Source organism: Modicisalibacter xianhensis (assembly GCF_900113605.1).
Taxonomy (GTDB): domain Bacteria; phylum Pseudomonadota; class Gammaproteobacteria; order Pseudomonadales; family Halomonadaceae; genus Modicisalibacter; species Modicisalibacter xianhensis.
In genome coordinates this window covers 144,336-170,838 of sequence record NZ_FOPY01000001.1, presented here as the reverse complement: position 1 = coordinate 170,838, position 26,503 = coordinate 144,336, and the positions used below count along the sequence as shown (strand labels likewise).

Annotated in this window: 23 protein-coding genes; 14 read left to right on the top strand and 9 right to left on the bottom strand. The window is 63.0% G+C overall.

What is annotated here, in order from left to right; genetic code table 11:
• Positions 1-29: 29 nt before the first annotated feature.
• Positions 30-1,436, bottom strand: coding sequence for a MocR-like ectoine utilization transcription factor EhuR (ehuR, locus tag BM194_RS00765; protein WP_092842734.1), 1,407 nt, complete (start codon positions 1,434-1,436; stop codon positions 30-32).
• A 204-nt stretch (positions 1,437-1,640) separates the two neighbouring features.
• Here ehuR and doeA point away from each other — a divergent pair, with 204 nt between their 5' ends.
• From doeA to BM194_RS00720, 9 genes are all read left to right on the top strand, one after another.
• Entirely contained in the window at positions 1,641-2,840 is a 1,200-nt protein-coding gene (gene doeA / locus BM194_RS00760; RefSeq protein ID WP_092843023.1) for an ectoine hydrolase DoeA, read from the top strand.
• A 33-nt stretch (positions 2,841-2,873) separates the two neighbouring features.
• Complete coding sequence (doeB, locus tag BM194_RS00755) at positions 2,874-3,887, top strand: N(2)-acetyl-L-2,4-diaminobutanoate deacetylase DoeB (protein WP_092842733.1); 1,014 nt, start codon at positions 2,874-2,876, stop codon at positions 3,885-3,887.
• A 13-nt stretch (positions 3,888-3,900) separates the two neighbouring features.
• Positions 3,901-4,371 carry an Lrp/AsnC family transcriptional regulator gene (locus BM194_RS00750; protein ID WP_092842732.1) on the top strand — a complete coding sequence of 157 codons (471 nt, stop codon included), beginning with the start codon at positions 3,901-3,903 and terminating at the stop codon, positions 4,369-4,371.
• Positions 4,372-4,439: 68 nt separating this feature from the next.
• Positions 4,440-5,270, top strand: a complete 831-nt coding sequence (locus BM194_RS00745) for a formate dehydrogenase accessory sulfurtransferase FdhD (protein ID WP_092842731.1) — start codon at positions 4,440-4,442, stop codon at positions 5,268-5,270.
• A 164-nt stretch (positions 5,271-5,434) separates the two neighbouring features.
• Positions 5,435-6,904, top strand: coding sequence for an NAD-dependent succinate-semialdehyde dehydrogenase (locus tag BM194_RS00740; protein WP_092842730.1), 1,470 nt, complete (start codon positions 5,435-5,437; stop codon positions 6,902-6,904).
• Between the two features lie 187 nt (positions 6,905-7,091).
• Positions 7,092-8,498, top strand: coding sequence for an aminotransferase (locus tag BM194_RS00735; protein WP_092842729.1), 1,407 nt, complete (start codon positions 7,092-7,094; stop codon positions 8,496-8,498).
• Positions 8,499-8,615: 117 nt separating this feature from the next.
• Positions 8,616-9,614, top strand: a complete 999-nt coding sequence (gene eutB / locus BM194_RS00730; RefSeq protein ID WP_092842728.1) for a hydroxyectoine utilization dehydratase EutB — start codon at positions 8,616-8,618, stop codon at positions 9,612-9,614.
• Between the two features lie 42 nt (positions 9,615-9,656).
• The gene (locus tag BM194_RS00725; protein WP_092842727.1) at positions 9,657-10,601 is read left to right on the top strand and encodes a cyclodeaminase; all 945 of its coding nucleotides are present in this window, start codon (positions 9,657-9,659) and stop codon (positions 10,599-10,601) included.
• 82 nt (positions 10,602-10,683) lie between these two features.
• Positions 10,684-12,000, top strand: coding sequence for a dipeptidase (locus BM194_RS00720; RefSeq protein ID WP_092842726.1), 1,317 nt, complete (start codon positions 10,684-10,686; stop codon positions 11,998-12,000).
• Positions 12,001-12,145: 145 nt separating this feature from the next.
• Here the strand turns inward: BM194_RS00720 and BM194_RS00715 are convergent, their stop codons facing one another.
• Both BM194_RS00715 and argC read right to left on the bottom strand, forming a co-directional pair.
• The gene (locus BM194_RS00715) at positions 12,146-13,294 is read right to left on the bottom strand and encodes a DUF418 domain-containing protein (RefSeq protein ID WP_092842725.1); all 1,149 of its coding nucleotides are present in this window, start codon (positions 13,292-13,294) and stop codon (positions 12,146-12,148) included.
• A gap of 88 nt (positions 13,295-13,382) precedes the next feature.
• The gene (gene argC / locus BM194_RS00710) at positions 13,383-14,324 is read right to left on the bottom strand and encodes an N-acetyl-gamma-glutamyl-phosphate reductase (RefSeq protein ID WP_092842724.1); all 942 of its coding nucleotides are present in this window, start codon (positions 14,322-14,324) and stop codon (positions 13,383-13,385) included.
• 162 nt (positions 14,325-14,486) lie between these two features.
• On the opposite strand from argC, the gene BM194_RS00705 reads away from it, so the two are divergent.
• Complete coding sequence (locus BM194_RS00705) at positions 14,487-15,158, top strand: haloacid dehalogenase type II (RefSeq protein WP_092842723.1); 672 nt, start codon at positions 14,487-14,489, stop codon at positions 15,156-15,158.
• Positions 15,159-15,171: 13 nt separating this feature from the next.
• Here BM194_RS00705 and BM194_RS00700 read toward each other — a convergent pair whose 3' ends face one another.
• The 4 genes from BM194_RS00700 to BM194_RS00685 all read right to left on the bottom strand — a co-directional run bounded on the left by BM194_RS00700 (position 15,172) and on the right by BM194_RS00685 (position 20,444).
• Entirely contained in the window at positions 15,172-16,644 is a 1,473-nt protein-coding gene (locus BM194_RS00700; RefSeq protein WP_092842722.1) for a PhnE/PtxC family ABC transporter permease, read from the bottom strand.
• 29 nt (positions 16,645-16,673) lie between these two features.
• The gene (locus tag BM194_RS00695; protein ID WP_092842721.1) at positions 16,674-17,345 is read right to left on the bottom strand and encodes a phosphonate ABC transporter ATP-binding protein; all 672 of its coding nucleotides are present in this window, start codon (positions 17,343-17,345) and stop codon (positions 16,674-16,676) included.
• Positions 17,345-18,205, bottom strand: a complete 861-nt coding sequence (locus tag BM194_RS00690) for a putative selenate ABC transporter substrate-binding protein (RefSeq protein ID WP_092842720.1) — start codon at positions 18,203-18,205, stop codon at positions 17,345-17,347. The genes BM194_RS00695 and BM194_RS00690 overlap by 1 nt, the downstream gene beginning before the upstream one ends.
• A gap of 88 nt (positions 18,206-18,293) precedes the next feature.
• Positions 18,294-20,444 (bottom strand): FAD-dependent oxidoreductase, encoded by a 2,151-nt coding sequence (locus BM194_RS00685; RefSeq protein WP_092842719.1) that lies wholly within the window; start codon positions 20,442-20,444, stop codon positions 18,294-18,296.
• 135 nt (positions 20,445-20,579) lie between these two features.
• Between BM194_RS00685 and BM194_RS00680 the strand changes: the two genes are divergently transcribed.
• From BM194_RS00680 to BM194_RS00670, 3 genes are read left to right on the top strand one after another with little or no spacing between them, the layout of a single operon-like run.
• A complete protein-coding gene (locus tag BM194_RS00680; protein WP_092842718.1) occupies positions 20,580-21,545 on the top strand; it encodes a radical SAM protein in 966 nt (321 codons plus the stop codon).
• Positions 21,546-21,590: 45 nt separating this feature from the next.
• Positions 21,591-22,892 carry a Glu/Leu/Phe/Val family dehydrogenase gene (locus BM194_RS00675; RefSeq protein WP_092842717.1) on the top strand — a complete coding sequence of 434 codons (1,302 nt, stop codon included), beginning with the start codon at positions 21,591-21,593 and terminating at the stop codon, positions 22,890-22,892.
• 32 nt (positions 22,893-22,924) lie between these two features.
• Positions 22,925-23,413, top strand: a complete 489-nt coding sequence (locus BM194_RS00670; protein ID WP_092842716.1) for a DUF302 domain-containing protein — start codon at positions 22,925-22,927, stop codon at positions 23,411-23,413.
• A 4-nt stretch (positions 23,414-23,417) separates the two neighbouring features.
• Here the strand turns inward: BM194_RS00670 and BM194_RS00665 are convergent, their stop codons facing one another.
• Together BM194_RS00665 and BM194_RS00660 are read right to left on the bottom strand one after the other, a co-directional pair.
• The gene (locus BM194_RS00665; RefSeq protein ID WP_092842715.1) at positions 23,418-24,053 is read right to left on the bottom strand and encodes a TIGR04282 family arsenosugar biosynthesis glycosyltransferase; all 636 of its coding nucleotides are present in this window, start codon (positions 24,051-24,053) and stop codon (positions 23,418-23,420) included.
• The gene (locus BM194_RS00660; protein WP_092842714.1) at positions 24,040-24,738 is read right to left on the bottom strand and encodes a TIGR04283 family arsenosugar biosynthesis glycosyltransferase; all 699 of its coding nucleotides are present in this window, start codon (positions 24,736-24,738) and stop codon (positions 24,040-24,042) included. Before BM194_RS00660 ends, BM194_RS00665 begins: the two co-directional genes overlap by 14 nt.
• A gap of 184 nt (positions 24,739-24,922) precedes the next feature.
• Here BM194_RS00660 and BM194_RS00655 point away from each other — a divergent pair, with 184 nt between their 5' ends.
• A complete protein-coding gene (locus tag BM194_RS00655; RefSeq protein ID WP_092842713.1) occupies positions 24,923-26,350 on the top strand; it encodes an NfeD family protein in 1,428 nt (475 codons plus the stop codon).
• Positions 26,351-26,503: the final 153 nt, after the last annotated feature.

The window sequence follows — 26,503 nt, the reverse complement described above, 5'->3', positions numbered from 1 at the left end:
TTTCCTCCTGAGGTATCCGTGGGATCGGATCAGTAAACGATCTGCAGCATGGGGGGCGGTGCTTCGTTGAGCAAGCGCGCCAGCGTCTCCAGGCCACACTTGAGCCGGGCCATGTCGGTCTCAGCGCCCAGGCTGAGGCGGACCCGGCGTGGCGGGGGCGATTGGTCGACCATGAATGGCTGGGCAGTGGTGATCGACAGGCCCTCGCGTTCGGCCTGTTGCTGAAGTTCCTCGGCGCGCCAGGCCGAGGGCAGCGACAGCCAGACATGCAAGCCGGTCTCCCGGGCGCTCAAGTCATGCCCCTGAAGGCAATGTGCCGCGAGCCGCTGGCGCTCGGCGAGCAGGCCGCGCTGCTCGCTGGCCATGGCGATGACGGTGCCGTCATTCAACCATATATTGGCAAGCTCGAAGATCAGCGGTGTTGCCATCCAACTGGTGGCGCGCAGGCGCGGCAGAGTGTGGTGCAACTGACTGTGCGGCACACTCAGGTAACCGGCGCGCAGGCCGGGAACCGTGATCTTGGTCAGACTGGTGACATGAAAGCTCTGGCGAGGCAGGCGGGCGGTCAGGGGTGTCAGGCCGGGGGGCTCGAGCAAGGCCTGTACGTCATCCTCGATCAACCATACACCATGGCGGGCGATGACCTCGGCCACGGCGTCGCGACGCGCCTGGCTCATGGTCGCCCCAGTTGGATTCAGGTGCGTCGGGGTCAGGCACACGGCGCGCGGCTGGAAGCGTCGGCAGGCGGCATCCAGTGCTTCCGGCACGATACCCTCGGCATCGATGGTCACGCCTCGGAGCTGGAAGCCCAGGGTACGCGACAGGGCAATCAGCCCATGGTCGGTCAATGCCTCGGTCAACACCACGTCGCCGTGCTGGACCACTGTGGCAATGGCTACCATCAGGCCATGGGCGGCCCCATTGACCAGGATACGGTTCTCGACGTCGCCGGGTACACCCAGCGTGTCCTGCAGCCACCCGTTGGCGCATTCGCGCTGGTAGGGGAGGCCGGCAATGGGCCGGCAGGCATCGATCACGGCCGGTGAGGCTTGCTCGGCGAGATCGGCCAAGGCCTCGCGAAAGCGCAGGTGATGGGTGGGCAGGCAGACGGGATGGGCGATGGAGAGATCGATCAGTGGTGCCTCCGGACGTGGCTCGCCGCCGCGCAGGTATTCGGATTCGCGAGCGTCGTCGAGCGTGTTGATCCACGTACCGCTGCCCACCCTGGCCTGCACGAGCCCCATCTTTTCTGCCTGGGCATAGGCTCGGGATACCGTCTGTACGCTGACGCCCAGTGATTCGGCCAGTTGCCGGTGCGTCGGCAAGCGTGTCCCCGGTGTCAGTTCGCCTTGACGGACTGCCTCGGACAGGGCGCGCGCAATAGCGAGATACTTGGGACCCTGTGCAGGAAGGTAGGGCGTTAGGTCAATTGTCATGATCCAATAAAGCCTTTGACGGCTGGCTCTGCGTTGGTGCTAGTATCAACTCAGGACATTGGCAGCCAATTGTCATGGTTTCAATGTTTTTGCATCATGACAAAGCTGGTGTCCATTAACCATCAGGTTCCCAACATGGCGGTCGACTCCCCTGCAGGCGTGCAGGAGGTCGGTTTTTGCGATTTCGTTCTGGGGCGAGGCCGAATGATCCAGGTTTCCCTGCCGTTCACGCGTGAAGAGTATGCCCAACGTCTGATGAAGGTGCGCACGGCAATGGCCAGTCGCGGCATCGACGTACTGGTCGTCAGTGACCCCTCCAACATGGCGTGGCTGACCGGCTACGATGGCTGGTCGTTCTATGTTCATCAATGCGTGCTGCTGGGGCTGGAAGGCGAGCCGGTGTGGTATGGGCGCCGACAGGACAGCAACGGTGCCTTGCGTACCTGCTGGATCGATCCGGACAACATCACCTATTACCCGGACTATTACGTTCAGAATCCCGACATGCACCCCATGGAGTATCTGGCCCAGTCGATCATGCCCGATCGTGGCTGGCATACCGGGGTCGTGGGTCTGGAGATGGACAACTATTACTTCTCCGCCAAGGCCTACCAGAGCCTGGTAAAGGAGTTGCCGCATGCCCGCTTTCAGGATGCCAACTCCTTGGTCAACTGGTGCCGCGCGATCAAGTCTCCCCAGGAAATCGCCTACATGCGGGTCGCTGCCCGCATTGTCGAGGGCATGCATTCGCGCATTCTCGAAATGATCGAACCCGGCCTGCCCAAGAGCCGGCTGGTGTCGGAAATCTACCGTGTGGGCATCGAGGGATGTATCGACGAGGCCGGCGTTGCCCTGGGCGGCGACTACCCCGCCATCGTGCCGCTGCTGCCGACTGGCTCCGACGCCGCCGCACCGCACCTGACCTGGGACGACACGCCGTTTCGCGAAGGCGAGGGCACCTTCTTCGAGATCGCCGGCTGCTTCAAGCGCTACCATGCGCCATTGTCGCGTACCGTGTTCCTGGGGCGCCCGCCCAAGGAGTTCGTGCGTGGCGAGTCGGCACTGCTCGAAGGGATCGAGAACGGCCTGGCCGTGGCCAAGCCCGGCAACCGCTGTGCGGATATCGCCATGGCGCTGGGCGCAGCGATGGACAAGTACGGCTTCGACCGTGGCGGGGCGCGCTGCGGCTACCCCATCGGCATCAGTTACCCGCCGGACTGGGGCGAGCGCACCATGAGCCTGCGCCCCTCCGACGAGACGATTCTCGAGCCTGGCATGACATTCCATTTCATGCCAGGCATGTGGATGGACGATTGGGGGCTCGAGATCACCGAGAGCATTTTGATCACCGAGACCGGTGTCGAGACATTGACCAACTTTCCGCGTCAGTTATTCGTCAAATGAGCCGGCTGTTTGCCGAACGATAGGAGCCGCACCATGAGCAAGCGACCCAGCCCGATTTCCGCTACCGTCGATTTCGATGCCGACGGCGTGCAGCATGGCTTCCTCAAGCTGCCGATCTCCAACGATGAGTCTGCCTGGGGCGCGGTGATGATCCCGGTCACCGTGGTCAAGAATGGCGACGGCCCCAGTGCCCTGCTGACCGGGGGCAATCATGGCGACGAGTACGAGGGCATCACGGCACTGCTCAAGCTGGCCAATACCCTCAAGGCCGAGGACGTGCATGGCCGGGTGATCATCGTGCCGATGATGAACGTGCCGGCCGCCAAAGTGGGGCGGCGCACCTCGCCGATGGACGGCGGCAACCTCAATCGCAGCTTTCCCGGCAATCCCGACGGCACCGTTACCGAGCAGATTGCCGACTATTTCACGCGCTATATGGTGCCGTTGGTCGACGTGGTGCTCGATCTGCATTCCGGTGGGCGAACACTGGACATCATTCCGTTCGCCGCCTCACACCTGCTCGACAACAAGGATCAGCAGCGCCAGGCGCTGGAAGGCGCCAAGGCGTTCGGTGCGCCGACGGCAATGATGATGTTCGAACTAGATGCCGCGCGGCTATTCGACACTGCCGTGGAAAGCCAGGGCAAGATTTTCGTGGCTACCGAATTGGGCGGCGGCGGGACCACCACGCCCGAGCGCATGGAAATTGCCGAGCGTGGCGTGCGCAATTTCCTGATCCACTATGGGTTGGTCGATGGTGAACTGGCAGGCCCCAGCCAGCCGCAAGTCTATGTCGACATGCCCGATGCCTCCTGCTATGTGCAGAGCGAACATACCGGGCTGCTTGAACTGACCGTGACGCTTGGCGAGATGGTCGAGAAGGGCGAGGTGCTTGCCCGTGTCTACGACATGACCCGCACCGGCGCGATGCCCGTGGAATACCATGCCCAGCGTAGCGGGGTGCTGGTGGCACGGCGCTTCCCGTCGCTGGTCAACATGGGCGATACCATTGCGGTGATCGCCGAAGTCGTCGACTCGCTAGACTAACGATAACGAATCAATGAAGCTCGATCGCTACGATTTCAGGATTCTGGAGATTCTGGCCAAGGATGGCCGGATCACCAAATCGCGTTTGGCCGAGGCGATCAACTTGTCGGTCAGCCCGTGCTGGGAACGCGTGCGGCGCCTGGAAAAGGCCGGCATCATAGAGGGCTACTCGGCGCGCATCAATCCCCGGGCAATCGTCCAACGGACGCCGGTCTGGATGCAGATCGAACTCAAGCAGCACAATGTCGAGAGCTTCTCGCGGTTCGAGCAATTCGTGCGCGACACGCCCGAAGTCACCGAATGCGTGGCGGTGGGCGGCGGGGTCGATTACCTGGTCAAGGTCGAGGCGAGTTCCATCGACGCCTATCAGCGCTTGATCGACGAGTGGTTGGTGTCCGACGTGGGTATCGAACGCTATTTTACCTACATCGTCACCAAGCAGGTGAAACGCCAGGATCCGCCGCTCTCCCTCGATGAGGCATGAACCCGGTTGGCGACACTGCCTGCCGGGGCTTAAGCTGTGTTCATGATCGTTTTTCCATGAGCCGTCACATGCCCGATTCCCCGATCCCGAGCGTGGTCATCCCGCCGGAGGCGCGTCACCCTGCTGTGCAGGACGCCCCCCCGGCTTCTGCTGGCTACGAGGACCAGCGCCATCGCCCGCTGCGCGAGTTCGATGGCCCCAGTGAACTGCCTATCACCCTGGCGCTCAACGACATTGCCATGGCCACCCTGCTGGCCACGCCGGAGTCGCTGGAGGCGCTGGCCATTGGCCACGCCTATACCGCGGGTTGGATCGAACGTATCGACCAGGTGGAATCCATCCAGCGCTCGCGTCTACGTCATGGCCTGGCCGTGCGCCTGAACGTACCGGAGCGATTGGCGGCCAGAGCGCTCGAGACGGCACCGCGTGAAGCCTCGGTATCCAGTTGTGGCGCCTGCGGCGCCGTCGAGGAGGCGCAGGTAATGGCCGGGCTGGTTCGTCTGGGTGCCACGCCGCCCCTGGCCGCTGAAGCCTTGCAGCAGGGCCTGACGGCTCTTCAGGCTCACTCCCGGCGCGGGCAGCATTGCGCTCTGGGGCTGGATGCCACCGGTCAGGTCATCACGGCCGGCATGGATATCGGCCGCCATAATGCCCTCGACCGTGTCATCGGCGACAGCCTGCGCAGCGGGCATTGGCCGCAAGCTGTGCTGATCTCTAGTCGCTGTAGCCTGGAACTGGTACAGAAGACCGTGCGTGCCGGCATCACTACGTTGGCCACCTTGTCGCTCCCCTCGGCCATGGCAGTGGAAGTCGCCCGCGCCTGTGACCTCAACCTAATCTGTTGTCATCGCGGCAGGCGTCTCGAACTGCTGAGTGGCGCCCTGTCGTCTCCTGCCTGAGCGGGCCTGGCCGGTCCGCAGAAAAAATCCTGCCCGAAACGCAAAACTCCGAAAAAAACCGTATCCGTGCTGCGCCGGGACAAAAACACCCGACCGCGTTGAGCCGCTAACCTGTGCGTCAAGACAAGCCGTTACCGGCGTCTTTTCGTTTCAGGAGGTGCAGCATGAAGCTCAACGATCCGCGTCTATTTCGCCAGTACGCCTACATCGGCGGCAAGTGGACCCATGGTGATGGCGGCCGCGAAGAGGCCGTGATCGATCCGGCGACCGAGGAAACGCTGGGGCACATCCCGCTGCTCGAGCCGAACCAGATCCGCGAGGCCGTGGAGGCCGCCGACCAGGCATTCGTGCATTGGCGTTCGCTGCGGGCCGACGAGCGCTGCGAGCGGCTCCTGGCTTGGTATGACCTGTTGCAGGCCAATCGCGAAGACCTGGCGACCATCATGACACTGGAGCAGGGCAAGCCGTTGCCCGATGCGCGTGGCGAGGTCGAGTACGGTGCCAGCTTCGTGCGCTGGTTCGCCGAGGAAGGCAAGCGCACCTTCGGCCAGACCATTCCCAGCCACATTCCCAACGCGGCGCTAGGCACCATCAAGGAGCCGGTAGGTGTGGCTGCGCTGATCACGCCATGGAACTTTCCGCTGGCGATGATCACCCGCAAGGCCGCCGCGGCGATGGCTGCCGGTTGTACCGTGGTGGTCAAGCCGGCCAGCGAGACGCCGTTCTCCGCGCTGGCCCTGGCCGAACTGGCCGAGCGGGCGGGAATCCCGGCTGGCGTGTTCAACGTGGTGCTGGGCGATGCCGCGCAGGTTTCCGACGTGCTGTGCCACGAGGAGCGCGTCAAGGCCTTGTCGTTCACCGGCTCCACGCCGATCGGCCGCCTGCTGCTCGAGCAGTCCGCCAGCACCGTCAAGCGGGTGTCGCTGGAACTCGGTGGCAATGCGCCGTTCATCGTTGGCCCCGACGTCAATCCCAAGGAGGCTGCCTACGCTGCCGTGGCTGCCAAGTTCCAGACCGCAGGGCAGGACTGCCTGGCGGCTAACCGGATCTTGGTACACGAAGACGTTCACGACGAGTTCGTCGAGCACTTCGCCGAGCGCATGAAGGCACTCAAGGTCGGCAACGGCCTGGTCAGCGAGATCGATATCGGCCCGCTGATCCATCGCCGCGCCGTGGACAAGGCCTCGAGCATCGTCGACGACGCCCTGTCGCGCGGGGCCACCCTGGTGCACGGCGACCAGTCCATGGCGCCAGGCTCCAATTTCTTCATGCCCACCCTGGTCACCGACGTGACACGCGACATGAAGATCTGGCGTGAGGAAAACTTCGCACCGGTGGCGGGCATCACCCAGTACTCGACCGATGAAGAAGCCATCGAGATGGCCAACGATACCGAGTACGGCCTGGCGGCCTATGTCTTCACGCATGACATCCGGCGTATCTGGATGATGCTGCGTGCGCTGCAGAACGGCATGGTGTCGATCAACACCGTCAAGATGACCGGTCCACCCATTCCGTTCGGGGGTGTGAAGCAGTCCGGGCTGGGGCGCGAAGGCGGCACGGCAGGGATCGAGGAGTATCTGGATACGAAGTACTACTGCCTTGGTGGGCTTGGCTCCGTCTCTGGAAGTTGATCGCTTGGAGCTAGCTGCGCTCGGCCATGCTGTGTTGGACTTCGACTTAAACATGCTCATTTACAACAGTAAACTCCGCTGTTTTCGTCGAAGTCCGCCTTGCCTGGCCTTCGCTCGCAGAGCTCCTGCAGTGATCTGTACTCAAAAATCAAAAGCTATATCGCAATAAAACATCAAGGAGGCTGCTGTGAGCGCCCATCAGGATTTGATCGATCGCGACCGCAAGGTCACGTTTCATGCGTCTACTCACCTGCGTGACTTCGCCCATGGCGATGCGCCGGGCCGGGTAATCAGCGGCGGCCAGGGCATTCGTATCGTCGACAAGGAAGGCCGCGAGTTCATCGATGGCTTCGCCGGGCTGTATTGCGTGAATATCGGCTACGGGCGCACCGAGATGGCCGAGGCGATCTACAAGCAGGCGCTGGAGCTGTCCTACTACCATACCTATGTCGGTACCACCAACGAGCCGCTGGTTGAACTCTCCGAGAAGATCATCAAACTCGCCGGCATGGGCATGTCCAAGGTCTACTACGGCATGTCCGGGTCCGATGCCAACGAGACCCAGCTCAAGATCGTGCGCTATTACAACAACGTGCTCGGGCGGCCGCAGAAGAAGAAGGTCATCTCGCGCAACCGCGGCTATCACGGCTCTGGCATCGCATCCGGCTCGCTGACCGGCCTGGCGGCATTCCATGACCATTTCGATCTGCCGATCGAGACGATCCGCCATACCGAGGCACCGTACTATTACCGTCGCAGTGACGATCAGGCCAACATGAGCGAGCGTGAGTTCGCCCAGGACTGTGCACGCAAGCTCGAGGAAATGATCCTCGCCGAAGGGCCGGACACCGTGGCTGCCTTCATCGGCGAGCCGGTGCTCGGCACCGGCGGCATCGTGCCGCCGCCGGAGGGCTACTGGGAAGCGATCCAGCAAGTACTGGCCAAGTACGATGTGCTGCTTATCGCCGATGAAGTGGTCTGCGGCTTCGGACGTATTGGTACCGATTTTGGCTCACACTTCTACGGCATGAAGCCTGACCTGATCACCGTGGCCAAGGGGTTGACCAGCGCTTATCAGCCACTGTCCGGCGTGATTGTCGGTGACAAGGTATGGCGTGTCCTGGAGCAGGGTACCGGTGAATACGGCCCGATCGGCCATGGCTGGACCTACTCCGGCCATCCGCTGGGGGCTGCGGCTGCGCTGGCCAACCTGGCCATCATCGAGCGCGAGGGCCTGACCCAGAATGCCGCGGAAACCGGCGCCTACCTCCAGCAGCAGATGCAGGCTACCTTTGCCGAGCATCCGCTAGTCGGCGATGTACGTGGCGTCGGCTTGCTGGCCTCGCTGGAATTCTCGGCCGACAAGCGCCGGCGCGAGCATTTCGATCCGGCACTCAAGGTCGGCCCGCGCATCAGTGCCGCAGCGCTGGAAGAGAACCTGATCGCCCGGGCCATGCCGCACGGCGACATCCTCGGCTTCGCGCCGCCGCTGGTGGTTAGCCGCGATGAGGTGGACGATATCGTGGCGCGTGCCAAGCGGGCAGTGGATAGGGTGACCGATGAGTTGGTCCGCTCGGGTGACTTCAAGGCTTGAACTGACTGCGCTCGCTTGCGTTCAACCCCTAAATCACTGGCAATACAACGCTGCGGAAGTTCTGCTTTCGCAGCGCTACTGTTTATGTGAGTCAGGTTTATTTGCCTTGGAGGCTCCATGGTCCAACCCACCCACGGCGTGACGCTGGCATCGATCTACGAGGCACGAGCGCGAATCCAGGGACAAGTGGCGCGCACGCCGCTGGTGCGTTCGCTGGCACTCTCCGAGCGCTTCGACGCCGAGGTCTACCTCAAGCTCGAGAATCAGCAGCCCAGCGGGGCGTTCAAATTGCGTGGCGCCACCAACATGATCGCGGCACTGATGGAGCGGCAGGGTGCCGAGTCGCTGCAACGCGGCGTGACCACGGCGTCCACCGGCAATCATGGCCGGGCGGTGGCCTTTGCGGCGGCGCGCCTGGGCGTCCCGGCAATCGTCTGCCTGTCGGAACTGGTGCCGGCCAACAAGGTGCGGGCCATCGAGGCGCTGGGTGCCGAGGTACGTCGGGTGGGGCGCAGCCAGGACGAGGCCTTCGGGGAGGTGGCACGGCTGGTCGACGAGCAGGGCATGACCCTGATTCCGCCGTTCGATCATCCACTGATCGCCAGCGGGCAGGGTACGATCGGCGTTGAACTGCTCGAGGATCAGCCGAGCCTCGACCGGGTCATCGTCGGGTTGTCAGGTGGTGGTTTGCTCGGTGGCATCGGTGCCGCCGTCAAGGCCATCCGGCCGGCGGTGCAGGTTACCGGGGTGAGCCTGTCCCGCGGCGCGGCGATGTGGGAAAGCCTGCAGGCCGGCCAGCCGGTGGATGTCGAGGAAGTCGAAAGCCTGGGCGATTCGCTGGGAGGCGGCATCGGACTCGACAATGCCTGCACGTTTGCGCTGGTGCGCGAGGTCATGGACGATCACGTCCAGGTCTCGGAGCCCGCCATTGCACGGGCCATGGTCGACCTGCTGGCACATGAGAAAATGCTGGTCGAAGGCGCGGCCGCTGTCGGCCTGGCGGCCCTCGATGAGCACGGACTGGACATCCGCGGCCAGAAGGTGGCATTGGTCGTTTCGGGCAATGGCATCGACCTGGCTACGTTTGACAGGGCGCGCTCGCTCGCAGGACGGTAGGCAGCCGTTCGCTCAACACGCAAATCGGAATTGGAGAGTGTCATGCAGCTATATCAGCGCGATGCCATCGAAGCGGCGGTCAAGCTCGACCGCGATGCCCTGACCACCGTCGAAGCCGGCTTTGCGGCATTGGGGCGTGGCGAGGTGGTGCAGCCGCCCATTCTGTCGATGGCCATCGAGGAGTCCAACGGCGAGGTCGACGTCAAGACGGCGCACATCCGTGGCTTCGAGCGCTTCGCGATCAAGGTCAGCCCCGGCTTCTTCGACAACCCCAAGCTTGGCTTGCCGAGCCTCAATGGTCTGATGATGGTGTTCTCGGCCAAGACCGGGCTGGTCGACGCGGTATTGTTTGACGAAGGCTACCTGACGGCGGTGCGTACCGCCCTGGCCGGTGCCATTGCTGCCAAGCACCTGTCTCGCGAAGACAGCCGCCGCGTGGCGGTACTCGGTGCCGGTGAACAGGCCGAACTGCAGGTGCGAGCGCTGCAACTCATTCGGGACGTCGATACGCTCGACGTTTGGGCGCGTCGCCGTGAGCAGGCCGAAGCGTATGCCGAGCGCATGCAGGACCAGGGCTTCACGGTCCGTGTCCATGACAGCGTCAAGGCAGCCTGCGCCGAGGCGGATATCGTGGTGACTACCACTCCGGCCCGTCAGCCGATCCTGACCGCGCAGGATCTACCGGAGGGGGTGCATGTCACGGCGATGGGCTCGGACAGCCCCGAGAAGCGTGAGCTCGACGAGTCGGTAATGACCCGCGCCGATGCTTTCGTCTGCGATACCCGGGCCCAGAGCGAACACAACGGGGAACTCAAGGCCTATGCCGGTGGCGAGCCGCCGTTCAAGGTCTACGAACTGGGCCGCGTGATTGCCGATGAGCAGCGCCTGCGTGTCTCGCCGTCCAGCATCACCGTCTGCGATCTCACCGGGACCGGTGTGCAGGATACGGCCATTGCCAACTATGCACTGAGTCGTCTGGGACTATAGCCCTGCGCTGTTGATAGCGATTGCTCCTGAAGCCGTTCAGGTGTATTCCCAATGAACCGTCACACGTGCTCAAGGATGAGACATGCTGAGAGGGATATTGATCAGCTGCGGCATCATTGTGGTGTTCCTGCTGGTACTGCTGGGCGGCGTGCGCCTCTTCGGCGCGGAAACCTACGACCGTTTGATGAACCGGATTGCGGCCGATCCCGACGCGCCTGTTCCCACAGCCGAGGACAAGTCACTGCACGAGTCGCTGTTCATCGCCGACCTGCATGTCGATACGCTCAAGTGGGATCGCGACCTGCTGGTACGCAGCGAGTGGGGGCATGTCGATCTGCCACGACTGGTGGAAGGGAACGTTGCACTACAGTCCTTTACTATCGTCACCCAAAGTCCGTTGCCGTATGGCAGCAGCGATCGCTACCGCAACGGTGAGGAATGCGTCAGCGGCGGTAGTGTCGACATGGCTGCCCTGCTGGCAGCATCGCAGGGTCGCCCGGCCTTCAGTACCCGCGAGCGGGCCATCTACCAGATCGAGCGTCTCAAGGCTGCCATCAAGCGCTCCAGGCAGCGCGAAGGACCCGAGCTTCGCCTGATCCGCCATGTCGATGACCTGCGACAACTGATGGCCGATCGCCGCGCCGGCCAGCAAGTCGTGGGGGCCGTGCTGGGCATCGAGGGCGGCCACTGGGTCGGGAATACCCCCGACGACCTGCAGGCGGTCGACGAGGACATGCAGCAACTTTTCGACCTTGGGGTGCGCCAATTTGCGCCCAACCATCGGTTTGACAACGCACTCGCCGGCTCGGGTGAGGGCTGTGAGCGTTATGGCCTGACCCCGATGGGCGAACGGGCTCTCAAGACGGCAGAGCGTCTCGGTATTGCCGTGGATGTCGCGCACATTTCGCAACAGGGCATGGACGATGCCGCACGGATCCTCAGCGAGCCGTTCATGGTCTCGCATACTGGCGTCAAGGGCAGCTGCGAGGACCCGTGCCGGCCGGCACGCAACCTCAGCGATCAGCAGGTCGAGTCCGTACTCGAGCATCGCGGGGTGATCGGCATCGGCTACTGGCCCTACGCCGTAGGGCCCAGCGTCTGGAATATCGCCGATGCCATGCAGCACGTCATGCAGATCGCCGAGCGAATGGGGCTGGAACCGGGTCGCCATGTCGCCTTCGGCTCGGATTACGACGGCTCGGTCACACCGTTCTTCGATGTCAGCGACCTCGACATCCTGACCGCGGTGATGCGTCAGCGTGCCCACCCCTTCGACGAACGTACCATCCGCAACATCGCTGGTCTCAACGTGTGCCGCTTCTTCGCTCGCGTGCTACCGGGCGGCAGCGAACAGGCCGTCGAGGAGATCTGCTCGCCAGCACCGCTGCCGAGAGCATGAAAGAGTGGTCTTGGCACTTACACCTACGATCTAGCGAGCTAGGTCAGACAAGGAGAAATCTGTCGAGCCTGCGCAGTTTACTGGAGTAAATGAGCACGGCGAGACGGATTTCAACGACGTATGGCCGACGCGCAGCAGATCGGGCCTAACGGCGCAAAGGAGAGGGGCGGAGGTAAGTCAAACACCGCCACATCCACTCCATCGGCCCCATCCTGAACGGTATCAGCCACAGCCGGCTCAGCACGAGCGCCACGGCATAAATCCCGACGGCCAGCAACAGAATCTCGGCAGAGCCGAGAGTGCCGATCCAGCCAAGTCCCCAGCCATACAGCAGCACCTGTCCGATCAGGCCGTACGCCAGGTAGTTGGTCAATGCCAGCCGGCCCGGAAACGCCAGCCAGGCCCGAATGCGCTTTGCGCCGGGGCGGCTGAGCAGCAGGGCGCCCAGCGACATGTAACCGATCGCCAGGATCGGCGCGCCGATACGCATGACGGTAGTGAGCGGGTCGGTGTCGGGCATCACTTCCCACAGCAGCGTCAGCAGCAGGCCTACCGGGAGGCAGAGGGAGGCTACGCTGCGTAACAGCAACCGGTGCTCATCGACACGGTGAGGAATCCGCGCGCGTCCGGCCCATAATCCCAACAGCAACATGCCGTAAACGTTGGTATGGTCCCATAGCTCGACCAGGCGGCCGGAGCTGCCGAGCCCGAAATACAGGCTCAGGCTCTCGACGACGTTGGGCCAGTAGGCAGAGCTGCCAAATGTTCGCAATGCCTCCAGCTCTTCCGGCGTCTGCAGTGTGTCGCCGCGTACGGCACCAGCCAGGGCCAGTGCCACCGGCGCACTGAACAAAAATAGCGTCGAAATGGCCAGCAACACCCATTGTGGCAGGCGTACCATCAGCACCAGCGTGGTGCCGAACACGGCATAGACCAGCAGAATATCGGCCCAGTACAGAAAAGCGATGTTGATCAGGCCGAAGCCGGCCAGGACCAGCAGGCGACGAAAGTACATCGCCATGAAACCCGACTGGTCGGACTTGCGTTCGAGCAGCAAGTAGAAGCTCAGGCCAAAGAGAAACGAAAACGAGGACAGGAACTTCTCGTCGAACACCACATGCAATAGAAAGTCGACGGCCTGGTCGACCGGCCCTTGCAGTGAAGCCAGCGCTTCCGCCGTCAGGAAGTTCAGCCCCGACATGTCCCGCAGGTTCATGACCAGCACGCCGAACAGGGCCAAGGCCCTGATGGCGTCCACGACGTGAAGACGTTCTTTATCCCTGGAATCGGCCATGGGCAATCCTTGCCTTGTTGTTCACTGAACGCGCCTTCCGTGGCGCACCCTCGTCTTCAAAGTAACGAAGGCTCTCACTCAGGACAACTTACAGGCCGGTATCCTCGTCCACGCCAAGATGAATGTTCATGGACTGCACGGCGGCACCGGCTGCGCCCTTGCCCAGGTTGTCCAGTCGGGCAACCAGTGCCAGGCGCTCCGCACCGCCGAACACGAAAATGTCGACCCGGTTGGTGTCGTTGGCGCCCTGAACGTCGAAGAAGCCATTGTCCAGGTTGGCCGCATCGTCCAGTGGCATGACCTGGATGAAGCGTTCGCCCTGATAATGCTTGAGGTAGGCCTCGCGGATCGCCTCGGCATTGGCACCCGGGGCGAGATGCGAGACATGCAGCGGTACGGTCACGGCCAAGCCCTTAAGGAACGGGCCGACGATGGGATTGAACACCGGGGCCGACGACAGGCCGCCATGCAGGCGCATTTCCGGCAGGTGCTTGTGGCCCAGTGGCAGGGCATAAGGACGCGGTGCCGCCAAACGGTTGTCGGCATCGCTTTCATAGTCGGCGATCAGTTTCTTGCCGCCACCGCTGTAGCCGGTCAGTGAAAAGGCCGAGACCGGATAGTCTGCAGGCAGCAGGCCGGCGTCCACCAGGGGGCGGGTCAACAGCACGAAGGCGCTGGCATGGCAGCCCGGGTTGGCGATGCGCTTGCTGGTCTGGATGCGTTCGCGCTGGCCGGGAGCCAACTCCGGCAAACCGTAGACCCAATCGTCTGCGGTACGAAATGCGGTACTGGCATCGATCAGGCAGGTGTCGGGATTTTCCAGCAGCGCGACGGCCTCGCGAGAAGCGTCGTCGGGCAGGCAGAGAAAAGCGACATCGGCGGCATTGAGCAGCCGGGCGCGTTCGCGGGTGTCCTTGCGCTTGTCGCTATCGATGCGCAGCAGCTCGATATCGTCGCGGCCATTGAGATAATCGAACAGGCGCAGGCCGGTCGTGCCTTCCTGTCCGTCCACGTAGATCTTGAATGCCATCTTGGTGCCTCGAATCAATCCCCGATGCCGGGTCATGCTGAGAATGAGTGTACGCAAACGTGTAGTGTGCGGAGATAGACTGGGTTTGTCACAGTGAAAGCTTGCCGGGGCCGGAAAAACTGTCCAGTTTGTTAGTGCATTTTACCGATGGAGAGCCCTGACATGAAGAAAGTGCTGGCCTTCGACGTCTATGGCACGCTGATCGATACGCACGGTGTGATCGATGAACTCGGCAAGCATGTCGGCGATCAGGCGATGGCGTTTTCCCAACGCTGGCGCGACCGGCAACTCGAGTATGCCTTTCGCCGTGGCCTGATGGGGGCTTACGTCGACTTCGCTCAGTGCACCCGCGAGGCGCTGGAGTACGTTGACCGGGCCATGGGAACGCGACTCTCCGAGCACGCCAAGGATCGCCTGATGGCCACCTACACCTCGCTACCGGCCTTTCCCGATGCCGCCGATGCCCTGGCGCGCATCGCCGAAAGTCGCCAGGTGCGCTGTGTGGCGTTTTCCAATGGCAGCCGACAGGCCGTGTCCAAACTTCTCGAAGGCGCAGGCATCCTGCAGTACTTCGATGACATCGTCAGTGTCGAGGAAGTGCGGCGCTTCAAGCCGGACCCGGCGGTCTATGCCTATCTACGCAACCGTGTCGAAGCGGCAGCCAACGATACCTGGCTGGTTTCCAGCAATCCGTTCGACATCATCGGCGCCAAGCATGCCGGGCTGCATGCCGCCTGGGTGCGGCGTAGCGCCGAAGCGCCATTCGACCCGTGGGGCGACGAGCCGGACCTGACGGTGAGCGATCTAGACGAACTGCTCGACCGGCTCGGTTGAGCTGGCCGGGCAGTCACGGCTCGCAATTGACCATGTGGCGTAGCCGCAGGCGGCGGCGCAAGGTGCGAGCCAGGCTGTCGACGCCGATGTTGAGCAGGGCGGTGATCACGATCAGCACCAGGGCGCGGTCGAAGCGCAACTCCTGAATGGCACTGTCCACATAGAAGCCCAGGGTAGCGATGCCCAGGATGCCGAGGATCGCCGTCTCGCGCATGATGATTTCCCAGCGGTAGAACAGGAAGGCGAGAAACGGCCCGTAGAGTCTCGGCACCATTTCGTAGGCATAGCGGTCGAGCCCGTGAGCGGCGTCGGGGCGCAGGGTGATCTCGTTGCTGCGGCGGCCGATCAAGTGACCGATGATCCCGCCATTGTGCAATGCCAGCGCGACAATGGCTGGCAGCATCGAAGGTCCCCAGAGTTGCAGCAGGACATAGGCCAGCAGATATTCCGGTGTCGAGCGGGCCACGACCAGCGCGACGTGACCAAGCACGCTGCCGGGGCGTGAGGTGAAATGGCGCGAGATCAGTGGAAAGGCCAGCAGCGCTATGAGGCCGGTACCGACCAGGGCAATCTGGGTCAGCACCACGGTGGTCCACACGCCAGGCAGGGCCTCGTGAAGCAACAGGTCGCTGAACCACTGCCAGAGCGCTGCCCAGCCTTCACCGTGGCGTAGTGGGGCCGGCACGATGTCTTCAGTGAAGAAACGCGCCACGTTGCCCCACATGATCGGCAGGCCCGTGCCGAGCAGGAACGGCGATACGGCGACATAAAGCGGCACCAGCCAGGGGCGTACCCACAGGCGCAACGTGGCGATCAGCACGAAGAACACCAGCAGCAGGGCGCCGACCTCGGAGTAGTAGCCCTGCGCGAAGGAGGATTGCAGCGCAAAGCCCAGCGTCGGCATGCCGACGAAGCCGAGCACCGCACTGGAGCGCAGGCCGCATTCCAGGCGGTAGGCGGTGTAGCTGACCAGATGCGGCCAGGCGTCCGGCACCCGGGCGAACAGGAAGCCGGAGATCAACCCGGTGCCTGCTGGCAGCACCTGCATGGGCAACGGGTCGGCCTCATCGAGAATCTCCGAATAGACCTTGGCGAATACGCCAGCGTAGGGCAGGGCGATCGCCAGCACGCCGGTCAACGGGTGAAGCCCAAAGAACTGCAGGAAGATCAGCGCCCAGAACAGCTCATGGATGGCACGCACGAAGGCGCAGAGCGTGCGTACCACCCGGAGGTGAAAGATCAGCGCCAGCAGGAAGCCGGCCGATGCGCCCAGGGCGACCCCAACGAAGGCAAAGGCAACCGTGCGCAGCAGGGCCGTGCCGATTGCTGCCGGGTTGCTGAAGTCCGGTGTGACCAGGCCGGTGAGCAGCCGTCCCAGCTCGCGCCAGGGCGCCACGGTAGTGACCTGGATATCGGCGATGACCAGGCACAGCAGTGCCACGACCACGAAGCCGACGCTGGTGCGCACCGTGGCGGATCGGCGCATGGCAGAATTGTCTGTCGGAGAACGAAGCATCAGGCGGCCGGTGCGGCAACGTCGTAGAGAAAGTGCAGATCGCCGGCACTGATATGCTCGCTTGGCCTGTCCAGTGCAATGCCGCCATCACGAATGCCGACAATGCGCGTACTGTGGCGCAGGGCGAGTTCCACGTCGTGCAGCGCGATCACGCTGGTCTCGAAATGCCGGTTCAACGCCTGCATGACCGATATGGCGCGCGGCCCATCCAGCGCGGACACCGGCTCATCGGCGAGCAGCACGCTGGCCGGCTGGTAGAGTGCCCGGGCGATGGCGGTACGCTGGCGTTGGCCACCCGACAGCTCACCGGCCGGTGCCCACAGCTTGTCAGCCATGTCCAGCGATTCGAGGACCTGGCGTACGCGGCGGACTTCCTTGGGCAACGGGCGGATCAGGTTGGCCAGGTTGTACAACGTGGAATGAGCCGCCAGGCGGCCCATGTAGACATTGTGGAACACGCTCAGGGTCTGCACCAGGCCTAGGTTCTGGGGCAGCAGGGCGATATCCCGGCGCTGCTTGTCGAACATCAAGTCAAGCAGCGTGGACTTGCCGGCACCGCTATGCCCTACCAAGGCGACTTTCTCGCCACGGGCAATGTGCAGCGTCAGCGGGCCAAGGACACGACGTTCACCGTACGCGGCGCTGATCCGCTCGAGGGCCAGGGCGCTCATCAGTCGATCAGGTCCAGCGCCCGTGCCGTCTCAAGGATTCCCTGATAATCGTCATTGCTGGCCGGAATGAAGCCTTCACGGGGGAAACTGGCGAGCAGTTCCGGATCGTCCATGCCGACCAGCGCCTCGCGGACCCGCTCCTTGAAGCCTTCACCGAAACGCTCGTCGACGTCGCCGCGGATAGTCCACTGGTAGTCGGCGTAGCTTGGCGTTTCCCAGATCACCTGGACGGCATCGGTATCCACATTGCCTGCCGCGACTTCGCTCTCCCACACGGCGAAGTTGAGTGCGCCGGTCTGATAGGTGCCCGATTCCACCAGGTCGATGGTGCGCGAATGGTTGCCGCTGAAGCCGACCCGGCTGAATACGTCTTCGGGGGCGGCGTCGAACTGCTGGCGAATGTAGTACTCCGGCATCAGGCGTCCGGAAGTGGAGCCCTTGGAACCAAAGGTGAAGGTCATGCCCTTCATGGCTTCCGGCAAATGATCCGACGGTTCGAGCCCGGTGCTCTCGTGGGCGATGAAATAGGTGCGGAACTGGGCATCCTCGACCCCTTGGGCCAACGCCTCTGAGCCGGGCACGAGCTGGCGCGCCTGAACGCCGGAAAGCCCCCCGAACCAGGCCAGTTGGACCTGATTGTTGCGAAAGGCGGTCACGGCTGCCGCATAGGATTTCACCGGCACGAAGCGGACCTCGGTATCGAGCTCCTCGGCCAGGTAATCGGCCACCTTCTGGAAACGCTCTCGCAGCTTGGTCTCGTCCTGATCGGGAATGGCAGTGAACACCAGCGGCTCGGCGGCGGCCACCGGTGCGATCAGGGTCAAAGCGAGCGTCAGCTTGCGCAGCGTGTCCTTGAACATCGACATTTTCCTTCTTGGGTAAACGATGGAAAGCGGACGCGGCCGAATCGGCCGCGTCGCGCAGTATACAAGAAGCTTACTCCGCTTATCATTGCCGCCGCGAGTGACGGCGCCAGGCGAAGTAACGTTCCAGCCAGCGTAACAGTTGTTCGGGCTTGTGGGCGTTCTTCCATTGCCCGGCAGCGGACTTGCTGGCTTCGGACAGGGTTGGGTAGGGGTGGACGGTGCCCAGCAACTTGTTCAGGCCGGTGCGTCGTTTCATGGCCAGGGTAATTTCGGCCAGCCATTCGCCGGCATTCTCCCCGACCAGTGTCGCGCCCAGGATGCGATCCTTGCCGGGCTCGGTCAGCACCTTGACGAAGCCCTCCGTGGCGCCTTCGGCGATGGCCCGGTCGTTATCGTGCAGGGCGTAGTGCGTCACCTCGTACTTGATGCCTTCGCTGCGAGCCTGTCGCTCGTTGAGGCCGACGCGTGCAACTTCGGGTTGCGTGTAGGTCACGACAGGGATGACGCGATAGTCGACCGCAAACCGCTTCAGGTCCCCGAACAACGCATTGACCGTGGCATGCCATGCCTGATGTGCGCCGGCATGGGTCAGTTGAAACGGACCGCAGACATCGCCACACGCCCAGACATTGGGCCAGCGGGTCTGCAGGTAGTCGTTGATCTCCAGTGTCCCCTGATCGGTGGTGAGGACGCCCAGTGACTCGAGGCCGAGTCCTTCGACATTGGCCTGGCGACCGACACAGACGAGTAGCCGATCGAAGGGTATCTCGTGATGCGTGCCGTCGCGCTCAACGATCAAGGCGTGCTGGCCTTTCTCATCGGTTTCCACAATCACGGGGCGGGTGTCGGTATGCACGGTCACGCCTTCCGCAGACAGGCGTTGCCGGACGAGGTCACTGACATCGTCATCCTCCTTGGCCAGCAATCGAGGCCCGCCCTCGACCAGGGTGACCTGACTGCCCAGGCGCGCAAAGCTTTGACCGAGTTCACAGCCGATGGCGCCTCCCCCCAGGATGGCCAGCCGTTCGGGCAGGGTGTCCAGCGCCCACAGGTTCTCCGAAGTCAGTACTTCGACATTCTCGAGCCCAGGCAAGTCGGGAAGCCGTGGGCGGGCGCCGGTGGCAATGACCACATGTCGCGCGGTCAGCCGGCGCTCGCCCGCGCTCACTACCCAGGGTGACTCGAGGGTCGCCTGAGCCTCGATCACGTCGACGCCGAGTTGGGTGTAGCGTTCAGCGCTATCATGCGGGGCGACCTTGGCGATGGCATCATGCACATGAGCCATGACGTCGGCAAAGTCGATGCGGGGCTCGCCGGCATGGACGCCGAAGCGCGAGGCCGTGCGTACCTCGTGAGCGGCACGTGCTGCGCGAATCAGCGCCTTGGAAGGTACACAGCCGGTATTCAGGCAATCGCCGCCCATGCGATGCTGTTCGACCAGCGCTACCCTGGCCTTGATTGCACTGGCGATATAGCTGGCCACCAGGCCGGCCGAGCCGGCGCCGATCACCACGATATCGTAGTCGAAGTGGCGGGGACGCGAAAAATGGCGACGCTGACGGCGTCGATTCACGCCATCGACGATTTTTTTTCCTACCAGCGGAAACAGGCCCAGCAGAATCAGCGAGAACAGCAACTCGGGGGACAGGATCCCTTCGAGCGATTCCAGGGTACTCAATTGCTTCCCGGCATTCGCGTACACCGCAGTACCGGGCAACATGCCCAGTTGGCTGACCCAATAGAAGGTGAGGGTCTTCAGGCGCGTTACGCCCATGGCCAGGTTGACGACGAAGAACGGGAAAATCGGCACCAGGCGCAGGCTGAACAGGTAGAAAGACCCGTCACGCTCCAGGCCACGATTGACGCTTCGCAACGCGCCCTTGAAACGCTTTTCAATGGTGTCGCGCAACAGCGTGCGTGACATCAGGAAAGCCAGGGTGGCCCCGATCGAGCTGGCAAAGGAGGCGATCAGCAATCCCTTGCCCAGGCCGAACAACGCTCCGGCGAGCAGCGTCAGCAGGGCGGCGCCAGGCAGCGATAAGCCTGCAGCGGTCACGTAGATCAGGAAAAAGCCGCCCGCCATCAGCCATGGAGAGTCGTCGAACCAGCTGTGGAAGTTATCGAGTTGGGCGCGCAGGAACTCGAGCTCGAGCAGGTCGTCGCCATCAAGGGCGAAGAACGCACCGAGACCCAGCCCAACGAGAAGCAGCAGGAAAAGCTTGTTACGTTTCAAGAAACAACCACCCTTTTATCATCCGTGAAAATGGAACGGCCATCCTTGCCGTTGGTCAGTGGTTATACGCGTTCGCCCTTTCCTGGCGACCGCGTGCGGGCCATCGTCGTTTTCCGATACCCGAGGGAGTCTTTCATGACATTAACAGATTCGGCGTCAGAGCAAGGCAGAATACCTGCTGTCGATGCAACGACTTCCGGACCGCTACGTGGCGCATGGACACATACCCGCAACGATGCGCCCCGTGGCTATATCGATTTTCAGCGCCTCGACGAGTTGTGGCTGCATACCGGCACGGCCTGCAATCTTTCCTGCCCCTTCTGTCTGGAAGGCTCCCGCCCGGGCGACGACCGGCTCAATGCCCTGCACCTTGCCGAGGTCCAGCCCTTTTTGGACGAAGCCGTCGACCTGGGCGTGAAGCAGTTCTCCTTCACCGGTGGCGAACCCTTCGTGATCAAGGGCTTCATCGACATCCTGCGCTATGCCAGCGAGCGGCGTCCCTGCTTCGTATTGACCAACGCCACAGACCCGTTGTTACGGCGTGCGCATCAGCTGTTGCCTCTGGTCTCGCAACCGTTCCCGATTCGCTTTCGGGTCAGTCTCGATTATCCCGACCCCTCACGCCACGACCGGGACCGGGGAGAAGGCAGTTTCGCCAAGGCGTTGCAGGGCATTCGTTGGCTCCACGAGCAAGGCTTCGACGTGTCGGTGGCCCGTCAGCAGTCTCCGGAGGAAGACGCCGAGGCGGTCGAAGCGGCATTCCGACGAATATTCAAGCGAGCAGGCCTGCCCGAGGATCTGGCCTTCACCGCGTTTCCCGACTTTGGCACGCCCGGCAGCGACGGCGACTCGCCGGAAATCACCGAGCAGTGCATGGAAAAATATCCGACCGAGGCGAGCCGGGCGCACTTCATGTGCAGCTACAGCCGCATGCTGGTCAAGCAGCAGGGGCGCATAAAAGTCTACGCTTGTACGTTAGTGGATGACGATCCCGATTATGCGGCGGATAGCCTGCGTGACAGTCTCGACACCCGTGTCATGCTACGCCATCACCGCTGTTTCAGTTGCTACCGTTTCGGAGCCAGTTGCAGCGCGCCCTGACCGGCATGACAGGACGTTCGACCATCGACTCGAAGGAGCGAGTTCATGACCGATATGGAAACCACCCTGGGCGATGCCCAGTCGCGCCTGAAAACCATCTATGACGATCTCGATGCTGACGAGGACGTGCGCCAGCGTCTAGCCCAGCCCCGGTTGAGCATTCGTGTCAGCATCCCCGTACGCATGGATGACGGCTCGCTACGCGTCTTTCAGGGCTGGCGGGTGCAATACGACGATACCCGTGGGCCGACCAAGGGCGGCATTCGCTTTCACTCCGACGTCGATGAAGACGACGTCACGGCGCTGAGCTTCTGGATGGCGATCAAGTGCAGCGTGCTCGGCCTGCCCTTCGGCGGGGCCAAGGGCGGTGTATGCGTCGATCCCAAGCAGTTGTCGCGCCTCGAGCTGGAACGGTTGTCTCGTGGCTACATTCGCGCCATTCACGACATCATCGGCCCTGACCGCGACATCCCCGCGCCTGATGTGAATACCAACCCCACCGTGATGGGCTGGATGACCGACGAATACGACCAGATCGCCCGCCGACAGGTGCCGGCGGTGATTACCGGCAAGCCGCTTGGCCTGGGCGGGTCCGAAGGGCGCGTGGCGGCGACCGGGCGTGGAGCGCTGCAAGTGCTGAACCTGTGGGCCGAGCGTCAGGGCAAGACACCCCAGGATATGACCGTCGCCGTGCAGGGCTTCGGCAATGCCGCCTACCATTTTGCCCGCCTGGCCCGGCAGGACGGCTACCGTATCGTGGCGCTGTCGGACTCGAAAGGCGCCATCCTGTCGCGTGATGGACTAGACCCCGATCCTATCCATGAACACAAGCATGCCACCCGCGAACTCAAGGGCATGGTGTACTGCGAGTCCTCGCTATGCGAGGAATCCGGCGTTGAGCATATGAGCAACGAGGATCTGCTGGCGCTCGATGTCGATGTGCTGGTGCTGGCAGCGATGGAAAACCAGATCGACGAGAACAATGTCGACCGGGTGCGCGCCGACAGCCTTCTGGAAATCGCCAATGGCCCGGTGACGTCGGCAGCCGATGCTCGTCTCGAGGAGCGCGGCGTCACCGTGCTGCCGGATGTGCTGGCCAATGCCGGCGGGGTGGTCGTCAGTTACTTCGAATGGGTCCAGAATCGTACCGGCGATTACTGGTCCGCCGATGAGGTCGAGGCCAGGTTGGTCGAGCGGATGGACCGTGAGGCCACTCGCTGCTTCGACCTGGCCGAAGACAAGCGGGTCTCGCTGCGTACTGCCGCCTATCGGCAGGGTCTGGGGCGCATTGCCGAGGCAATGGCACAGCGTGGGACTTACCGTTACTTCAATGGCGATGCCGGCTGATACAGCGACCGCCCAAGCAGGGAGAGCCTGTCATGACACTACGTATCCCAGCCCGTCGCTGCACAACGTTCAGCATCCTGCTGTTGATCCTCACGCTGGGCCTTGCCCAGTCAGCAACGGCTGAAGATCCCTTTCCGGGGATCAAGCATGTTACCAGTCAGGAGTCGGTCAACGAGGTCGAGGCCAAGCTGCGCAAGGCGCTTGAGGCGCGTGATCTGAAGCTGTTCACGGTCATCGATCATACCCAAGGGGCTGTCGATGCCGGGCAAGAACTACCGCCTACGTTGACCGTGATCTTCGGCAATCCCAATGTCGGCACGGCGATGATGCAGTGCCAGGGAAGTGTGGCTCTCGATCTGCCCCAGAAGATGGTGGTTCGCAAGGTCAATGACGGGACGCGCATCGAGTGGAATTCACCGGCTTACCTGGCCGAACGCCATGGCCTGCGGGACTGTGACTTGCCGCTCGACGAGATGGCCGGCATGTTGGGTGAGGTGGCGCGCGAGGCGGCGGGCAAGTGACCGCTCAGGTGGGAACTTGCTGCCAAGACTGCCAGCGTATCAGGTCCTCGGGACGGTCGATATCCCAGACCATGGCAGGGCAGGCACTGCGCCAGCCGAGGGCCTCGATGCGCTCCTGGCTCTGTCGCATGACCCGGTCGCTGCCCCAGTCGATGTCGTCGAACAGAAAAGGCTCGGCACGGCACACGCCGACCAGGGCATAGCCACCATCCTCGGCAGGCAGGAAGACACAGTCCGCCGACTGCAATGCGGCGTAGCAGCGCTTCAGCAGGTCGGGCGTCAGCATCGGGCAGTCGCAGCCAATCACCATGCCGGGCCCCGGCATGGTGGCGAGTGCGGTATGCATGCGCCAGCCCAGATCGCCGACTGGCTGCTCGCGGAGCTGGATGCCAAAGCGCTCGCGGCAGGTCGCGAAAAAGGCGTAGTCCGGTGAGCCGGGGTGGGCCAGGGAGGTCCATAGCGTGATGGCTTCCGGCTTGGTGGCTACCACGGCGGTTTCCAGCGTTTGCCAGACCAGCCGGCGGTGTAGCGCGGCCGCCCCCTCGGCACCCAGTTGCGGTATCAGGCGTGTCTTGGCCTGGCCGGGGATAGGCGCCTTGGCGAGTATCGCCAGGGGAAATGTGGTATCAGCGGACGTCATGATATTCCTTCGCGAGGGTTTGGCTGTCGGTGCCTCGCCAGTAGCGATAGCGCAATCGCCACATCTGAACGATCGTTCGCCACCCTCCCTGGCAGTCCCAACGCCGCCCCGAACTGCAAACTCGCTCGCGCAGGCAGGCGGGCGGCGAAAGCTGCTTCAGGCGTCGACAGAGTTCGATATCTTCCATCAGGGGTTGCTCCGGAAAGCCGCCGACCGCCTCGAAAGCGTCACGCGTCATGAACAGCGCTTGATCGCCGGTGGCGATGCCGGTCAATCGTGAGCGTAGGTTCATGGCGAGTGACACTACCGGTAGCCAGGACGAGTGGCCCTCCAGACGAATGTCGAAGCGTCCCCAGCGCTGGCCATTGCGCAGGGCTGCCAGGACCAGTTTGTCGGCACGCCGGGGCAGACGTGTATCGGCATGCAGAAATAGCAACCGCTCACTGCGGCTGGCGCGGGCGCCGGCATTCATCTGCGTGGCTCGCCCGGGCCGGCTGGCGATCACCTGGTTGGCATAGGGCGCGGCGAGCCGAGGCGTATCGTCGGTGCTGCCGCCGTCGACCACGATGATTTCACAGCCACACACCCATAGCCCCAGCAGCGACGACAGCTGTGACTCGATGGTCGCCGCCTCGTTGAGGGTGGGGATGATGATGCTGAGTGTTGGCTGGCTTTCCTTGCTCATGCGAGGCCTAAACGAATTGACGATTTTTGATGATCGCCGCAGATTGGACGATTGCTCAAGCCACCCGGCGCTGATTTTTCTGGGACTTGCCTTAGATGACTTGATCTGACACCACACGGCGGTGCCCTGGAGTGGGCTACAGTGGTAGCAGGACCGGGCTTTTCCTGGCCGGGAGGTCGCCGTGATGAATTCCCTCCGCGCCTCGAGCGCCTTGCGTTGCGTCGTCTGGATGGTCTCGTTGTGTTGCGGGGCATTGCTGGCCTGGGTGGCTGGCGCGCAGGAGTCGCGTCAGACTGCGCTGGTCATGACCATCGACGGCAGCATCAGCCCGGCGACCAGCGATTATTTCCAGCGTGGATTGCAACGGGCCGAGAGCCAGGGAGCCGAGCTCGTGATCCTCCAACTGGATACCCCGGGTGGTCTGGATGCGGCCATGCGCGACATGATCGGGGCCATGCTGGCGTCCGAGGTGCCTGTGGTGGTGTATGTCGCGCCGCAGGGCGCTCGTGCCGCAAGTGCCGGCACCTATCTCTTGATGGCTAGCCATGTAGCGGCCATGGCGCCGGCCACTCACCTGGGCTCGGCAACGCCGGTCAGTATCGGTGGTAGTGGCCTGCCTGGCGGTGGCGACGAGCGCCCGGACAGGCAAGAGCCGCCCGAGCAGGGGCGTGACGGAAATCCGGAGAGCAGCGAGCCGCGCCGAGGCGATACGGCCATGGAGCGCAAGGTGCTCGAGGACGCCGTGGCCTATATCCGCAGTCTGGCCGAGCGCCACGGGCGCAATGCTGATTGGGCCGAGCGCGCCGTTCGCGAGGCGGTGAATCTCACCGCCCGCGAGGCACTGGAGCAGAACGTGACCGACGTGGTGGCGACCGACATCGAGGACCTGCTGGTGCAGATCGATGGTCGAGAGGTAGTCATGCGCGACGGGACGCTGACCCTGGATACCGCGGGGCTAGCCCTCGAGCGTATCGAGCCCGACTGGCGCACTGAATTGCTGGCGATCATCGCCGACCCCAACGTTGCCTACCTGCTGATGATCGTCGGCTTCTACGGCCTGCTGTTCGAGCTGATCAATCCCGGCGGCATGGTACCAGGGGTCATCGGCACCATCAGCCTGCTGTTGGCGCTGTTCGCCTTCCAGGTGCTGCCGGTCAACTATGCCGGGCTGGCACTGGTGCTGCTGGGCCTGGGGTTGATCGTTGGCGAAGCCCTAATGCCGAGTTTCGGCATTCTGGGTATCGGCGGCATCGTGGCGTTCGTGGTGGGGTCGGTGATCCTGATGGACGATCGCAACATGGCGGTATCGGTTCCCTTGATCGGGGGAGTGGCCCTGGTGGCCTCGGGGTTCATGCTCTGGGCGGTGATTGGCTTCGTGAGGATGCGTCGCAAGCGCCCGCGTACCGGGCATGACGAGTTGCTGGGCGCCGAGGCGGTGGCGCTTGAGAACTTCACCACCAGTGGCCATGTACGCCTGGGTGGCGAGCGCTGGAATGCACGCAGCCGCCAGCCGGTGGAAAAAGGCCAACATCTCAAGGTCGTCGCCGTCGATGGGTTGACCCTCGAGGTCGTGCCACTCGATGCGACGTTTGCCCCTGGCGAGTCTCCCTGATGCGTCTCACCTACGCTCTGTCTGAAAAAATGTCTGCACTCAACCATACGGCGTTAAAAACCGACTCAAGATGCTCATTTACCCACGTAAACACCGCTCTTTCGTCAATTTTTGCCTTGTCTGGCTATCGCTCGCCGATTTTTCAGACAGAGC

Bases quoted from the DNA above. Each gene is read 5' to 3' on its own strand.
- BM194_RS00745 (WP_092842731.1), top strand. From the start codon at position 4,440: ATGCCCGATTCCCCGATCCCGAGCGTGGTCATCCCGCCGGAGGCGCGT.
- eutB (WP_092842728.1), top strand. From the start codon at position 8,616: ATGGTCCAACCCACCCACGGCGTGACGCTGGCATCGATCTACGAGGCA.
- doeB (WP_092842733.1), top strand. From the start codon at position 2,874: ATGAGCAAGCGACCCAGCCCGATTTCCGCTACCGTCGATTTCGATGCC.
- BM194_RS00690 (WP_092842720.1), bottom strand. From the start codon at position 18,205: ATGTTCAAGGACACGCTGCGCAAGCTGACGCTCGCTTTGACCCTGATC.
- BM194_RS00675 (WP_092842717.1), top strand. From the start codon at position 21,591: ATGACCGATATGGAAACCACCCTGGGCGATGCCCAGTCGCGCCTGAAA.
- BM194_RS00740 (WP_092842730.1), top strand. From the start codon at position 5,435: ATGAAGCTCAACGATCCGCGTCTATTTCGCCAGTACGCCTACATCGGC.
- BM194_RS00695 (WP_092842721.1), bottom strand. From the start codon at position 17,345: ATGAGCGCCCTGGCCCTCGAGCGGATCAGCGCCGCGTACGGTGAACGT.
- ehuR (WP_092842734.1), bottom strand. From the start codon at position 1,436: ATGACAATTGACCTAACGCCCTACCTTCCTGCACAGGGTCCCAAGTAT.
- BM194_RS00720 (WP_092842726.1), top strand. From the start codon at position 10,684: ATGCTGAGAGGGATATTGATCAGCTGCGGCATCATTGTGGTGTTCCTG.
- BM194_RS00655 (WP_092842713.1), top strand. From the start codon at position 24,923: ATGAATTCCCTCCGCGCCTCGAGCGCCTTGCGTTGCGTCGTCTGGATG.
- BM194_RS00665 (WP_092842715.1), bottom strand. From the start codon at position 24,053: ATGACGTCCGCTGATACCACATTTCCCCTGGCGATACTCGCCAAGGCG.
- BM194_RS00725 (WP_092842727.1), top strand. From the start codon at position 9,657: ATGCAGCTATATCAGCGCGATGCCATCGAAGCGGCGGTCAAGCTCGAC.
- doeA (WP_092843023.1), top strand. From the start codon at position 1,641: ATGATCCAGGTTTCCCTGCCGTTCACGCGTGAAGAGTATGCCCAACGT.
- BM194_RS00660 (WP_092842714.1), bottom strand. From the start codon at position 24,738: ATGAGCAAGGAAAGCCAGCCAACACTCAGCATCATCATCCCCACCCTC.
- argC (WP_092842724.1), bottom strand. From the start codon at position 14,324: ATGGCATTCAAGATCTACGTGGACGGACAGGAAGGCACGACCGGCCTG.
- BM194_RS00670 (WP_092842716.1), top strand. From the start codon at position 22,925: ATGACACTACGTATCCCAGCCCGTCGCTGCACAACGTTCAGCATCCTG.
- BM194_RS00750 (WP_092842732.1), top strand. From the start codon at position 3,901: ATGAAGCTCGATCGCTACGATTTCAGGATTCTGGAGATTCTGGCCAAG.
- BM194_RS00705 (WP_092842723.1), top strand. From the start codon at position 14,487: ATGAAGAAAGTGCTGGCCTTCGACGTCTATGGCACGCTGATCGATACG.
- BM194_RS00715 (WP_092842725.1), bottom strand. From the start codon at position 13,294: ATGGCCGATTCCAGGGATAAAGAACGTCTTCACGTCGTGGACGCCATC.
- BM194_RS00700 (WP_092842722.1), bottom strand. From the start codon at position 16,644: ATGCGCCGATCCGCCACGGTGCGCACCAGCGTCGGCTTCGTGGTCGTG.
- BM194_RS00680 (WP_092842718.1), top strand. From the start codon at position 20,580: ATGACATTAACAGATTCGGCGTCAGAGCAAGGCAGAATACCTGCTGTC.